General features: G+C 63.0%; 4 protein-coding genes and 1 pseudogene. All 5 read left to right on the forward strand.

From position 1 onward, the window contains the following. Nucleotides 1-675: carbohydrate ABC transporter permease (locus I5W_RS11170; protein WP_044529274.1), on the forward strand; the 675-nt coding region annotated here is incomplete at its 5' end. A 32-nt stretch (nucleotides 676-707) separates the two neighbouring features. Further along, nucleotides 708-1,487 (forward strand): annotated as a pseudogene (locus I5W_RS11175) (carbohydrate ABC transporter permease); the annotation flags it as partial. Further along, nucleotides 1,487-2,209 carry an HAD family hydrolase gene (locus tag I5W_RS11180; protein ID WP_044529275.1) on the forward strand — a complete coding sequence of 241 codons (723 nt, stop codon included), beginning with the start codon at nucleotides 1,487-1,489 and terminating at the stop codon, nucleotides 2,207-2,209. The pseudogene I5W_RS11175 and the gene I5W_RS11180, both read left to right, overlap by 1 nt. A 53-nt stretch (nucleotides 2,210-2,262) precedes the next feature. Continuing rightward, nucleotides 2,263-3,381 carry an ABC transporter ATP-binding protein gene (locus I5W_RS11185; RefSeq protein WP_044529276.1) on the forward strand — a complete coding sequence of 373 codons (1,119 nt, stop codon included), beginning with the start codon at nucleotides 2,263-2,265 and terminating at the stop codon, nucleotides 3,379-3,381. Between the two features lie 38 nt (nucleotides 3,382-3,419). Further along, nucleotides 3,420-4,478, forward strand: a 1,059-nt coding sequence (locus I5W_RS11190) for a mannitol dehydrogenase family protein (protein WP_044529277.1), incomplete at its 3' end; no start/stop codon positions are given.

A 4,478-nucleotide genomic window follows, 5' to 3' on the forward strand; every position in this document is an offset into this window, starting at 1 on the left:
AACACCGCCTTGCTGATCGGCTCGGTGCTGGCCATCAGTGTCATCGGCGGCACCCTGCTGGCGGTGCTGTTCGACCAGCCTTCCCGCGGGCGCGGTATTGCGCGTCTGCTGGTGATCGGTCCTTTCTTTGTCATGCCCACCGTGGCGGCGCTGATCTGGAAGAACATGATCATGCACCCGGTCTACGGCATCCTGGCCTACGTGATGCGCCACCTGGGGCTGGAACCGATCGACTGGCTGGCCGAGTATCCCATGCTCTCGGTCATCATCATCGTGGCCTGGCAGTGGATTCCGTTCGCCTTCCTGATCCTGCTGACGGCCTTGCAGTCGCTGGACCATGACCAGAAGGAAGCGGCGCAACTGGATGGCGCCGGGCCGGTACGCATCTTCTTCTACATCGTGCTGCCGCACTTGAAGCGCGCCATCACGGTGGTGATCATGATCGAGACCATCTTCCTGCTCTCGGTGTTTGCGGAAATCTTCACCACCACCGCGGGCGGCCCCGGTACGGCTACCACCAACCTGACCTTCCTGGTCTATGCCATCGGTCTGCAGCAGTTCGACATCGGTATCGCCTCGGCCGGTGGCATCTTTGCGGTGGTGTTGGCCAATATCGTCTCGTTCTTCCTGGTGCGCATGTTGGCCAGGAACCTCAAGGGAGTCAACGAAAAATGAGCGACCCAAAGAAAAGCCCCCTGTGGGTGGCGCTGCTGGGCTGGGCCTGCGCCATCGTGCTGTTCTTCCCTATCTTCTGGGTGGCGGTGACGGCCTTCAAGACCGAGGCCCAGGCCTATACGCCCTCGCTGGTGTTCCTGCCCACGCTGGAGACCTTCCGCGAAGTCTTCAGTCGCAGCAATTACCTGGCCTATGTGCAGAACTCGCTGATCGTCTCGCTCGGCTCGACGCTGCTGTCGCTGCTGCTGGCCGTGCCAGCGGCGTATTCGATGGCCTTCTTCCCCACCGGCCGCACGCAGAAGCTGTTGCTGTGGATGCTCTCGACCAAGATGATGCCGGCCGTGGGCGTACTGATCCCGATCTACCTACTGGCCAAGAACACCGGAATGCTCGACACCGTCACCGGCCTGACCATCATCTATACGCTCATCAACCTGCCCATTGCGGTATGGATGGCCTTCACCTACTTCAATGACGTGCCCAAGGAAATCCTGGAAGCGGCGCGCATCGATGGTGCCAATGCCTGGCAGGAAATGATTTACCTGTTGCTGCCCACGGCCATGCCGGGCCTGGCCTCCACCGCCTTGCTGCTGATCATCCTGTCCTGGAACGAAGCTTTCTGGAGCCTGAACCTGACCAGTGTCAATGCGGCGCCGCTGACGGTATTCATCGCTTCTTATTCCAACCCTGAAGGCTTGTTCTGGGCCAAGCTGTCGGCGGCGTCGCTGTTGGCCATTGCGCCCATCATGGCGCTGGGCTGGTTGGCGCAGAAGCAACTGGTGCGCGGCCTGACGTTTGGAGCGGTCAAGTGATGACGGCACGCCAGACGATTACCCATCTGATCTGCGATTGCGACGGCGTCCTGCTCGATAGCGAGAGCATCGCCCTGGCCGTGTTGCATCGTGAACTGCTGCCGTTGCTGCCGGCGTGCAGCAGCGACGATGGCCTGCAGCAAGCGCAGCGCAGCGCCGCTCTGCACGCGGCCATTGCCAATCGGCTGGGCATGTACACCGACCTCCTGCTGGGCGAAGTGGATCTGGAATTCGAACTGGGCCTGGATGCCGCCCAGGTCGAACGCATCCACCAGACGGTGGCACTGGCCTGCGGTGAGCAGGCGCAGCCGGTGCCGGGCATCGTCGAGGCCTTGCAGGAAATCCGCCTGCCGCGCGCGGTGGCCAGCAATAGCGATGCGCCGCGCATCGAAGCCGGTCTGCGGCGTTGTGGCCTGTATGCGCAATTTGCCGGGCGCATCTATAGCGGCCATGACGTGGCCCATCCCAAGCCGGCGCCGGATGTGTATCTGGCGGCAGCCGCCGGCTTTGGCGTCGATCCGGCGCGTTGCGTGGCGGTCGACGATAGCGTTACCGGCGTGCGCGCGGCGGTGGCGGCGGGGATGTACGTGCTGGGCTTTACCGGCGTGGCGCACGACCGCCAGGCGATGGCGCGCAAGTTGAAGGAGGCGGGTGCGCATCAGGTATTCGAAGAGATGAAGCAATTTCCGCAACTGGTTTGCGAACTGATCTGGCTGCGTTGAGCAAGACGCCGGCGCAACCCCACAAGAGAACCAACAGAATCTAGGAGACACACATGGCAGCCGTGAGCATCAGGAACCTGGCCAAGCGTTATGACGACAACGAAGTCATGCGCGACATCAATCTGGACATCGAGGATGGCGAATTCGTCGTCTTCGTCGGCCCCTCGGGCTGTGGCAAATCGACCTTGCTGCGCATGATCGCGGGCCTGGAGGAGATCAGCGATGGCGACCTCGACATCGGTGCGCGCCGCATGAACGACGTGCCGGCTTCCAAGCGCGGCGTGGCCATGGTGTTCCAGTCCTATGCGTTGTATCCGCACATGAGCCTGTACGACAACATGGCCTTCGGTTTGAAGATCGCCGGCAAGTCCAAGGCCGAGATCGATGCCGCGGTCCAGCACGCGGCCAAGATTCTGCACATCGATCACCTGTTGGACCGCAAGCCGCGTGCACTCTCCGGTGGTCAGCGCCAACGTGTGGCGATCGGTCGCGCCATCACGCGCCAGCCCAGCGTGTTCCTGTTCGACGAACCGCTGTCGAACCTGGATGCGGCGCTGCGGGTGAAGATGCGCCTCGAATTCGCCAAGCTGCATGACGATCTCAAGACCACCATGATCTACGTTACCCACGATCAGATCGAAGCCATGACCCTGGCCGACAAGATCGTGGTGCTTTCCGAAGGCCGCATCGAACAGGTGGGTTCGCCCCAGCAGCTCTATCACCATCCGGCCAATCGTTTCGTGGCCGGGTTCATTGGTTCGCCCAAGATGAACTTCATCGAGGGCGCGGTGGCAGCAATACAGGCCGATGGCGTGCAGGTGCAATTGTCCGGTGGCGGTTTGCAATGGGCCGCGGTCGATGGCAGTGCGCTGCAGGTTGGCCAGAAGGTCACGCTGGGGGTGCGTCCCGAGCATCTCAACATCGCCCAGGGGCAGGCCGCATTGCAGGCACGTTGCACGGCGCTGGAATTGCTGGGTGATTTTTCCTACCTGTATGCGGCCTATGACGGTAGCGAAGACGCGCTGATCCTGCGCGTGCCCGACAGCCTCGATCCGCCACATGGCAGCGTCTTGCCGCTGGCCGCCGACCCGGCGCGTTGCCATCTGTTCGGCGCCGATGGCCAGGCCTTGCCGCGCTTGGCATCGAGCGTGGCGGCATTGCGCGCCCATTGAATCACTTGACCTCATCACTTCATCGACAAGGACCAGGCATGACCAGCATCGCCACCTCTCACGACCAGGACGCCGCCGACAGCCTGACCTGGCTGCATATCGGCGCCGGTTCCTTCCATCGCGCCCACCAGGCGGTCTACCTGAACGCGCTGCGCGAGAGCGGCGCCGATCGCCGCTGGCAACTGGCGCTGGCCAATATCCGCGCCGACATGAGCCCGCTGCTGGAGGCGCTGGCCCGCCAGCAGGGCCAGTACACCCTGGAGACCGTCACGCCCCAGGGCGAGCGCAGCTACCAGCGCATCGCATCCATCGGCCGCATCCTGCCGTGGGATGCGCAGCTCACGCAACTGATTGCGGCCGGTGCCGAAGAACGCACCCGCATCATTTCCTTCACTGTCACTGAAGGTGGTTACTATCTGGATCACCACTACCAGCTCGACACCAACAACCCCGACCTGGCCGATGACCTGCGCTGCGCCCTCGATGGCAGCGGCGCGCCGCGCACCATCTATGGCGCCATCGCCGCGATCCTGCGCGCGCGCAGCCAGGCCCATCCGCAAGCGGCCCTGACGCTGTTGAACTGCGACAACCTGCGCCACAATGGCGAGCGCTTCCGTGATGGCTTGCGCCAGTTCCTGACCTTGCGTGGCCAGACGGAATTGGTGAGCTGGCTGCAGGCCAACACCAGCAGCCCCAATGCCATGGTCGACCGCATCACCCCCCGCCCCACATCGGCGGTTGCAGCCCGTGTGAAGGAAAAGACAGGTATCGACGATCCCTGCGCCCTGATGGGCGAGTCGTTCATCCAATGGGTGATCGAAGACGACTTCAAGGCTGGCCGCCCGCGCCTGGAACAGGCCGGCGTGGAAATGGTGCAGTCGGTGCTGCCCTATGAAGAAGCCAAGATCCGCATCCTCAACGCCAGCCATAGCTGCATCGCCTGGGCCGGTACGCTGGCCGGGCTGCACTACATCCACGAAGGCACACTGCGCGATGACATCCGCCAGATGGCATATGACTATGTGACGCAGGATGTGATCCCTTGCCTTACGCCCAGCCCCATCGATCTGGCGGCCTATCGCGACACCACGCGGCGC

This window comes from Herbaspirillum sp. B65, assembly GCF_000333555.1.
Taxonomy (GTDB): Bacteria; Pseudomonadota; Gammaproteobacteria; order Burkholderiales; family Burkholderiaceae_D; genus Herbaspirillum; species Herbaspirillum rubrisubalbicans.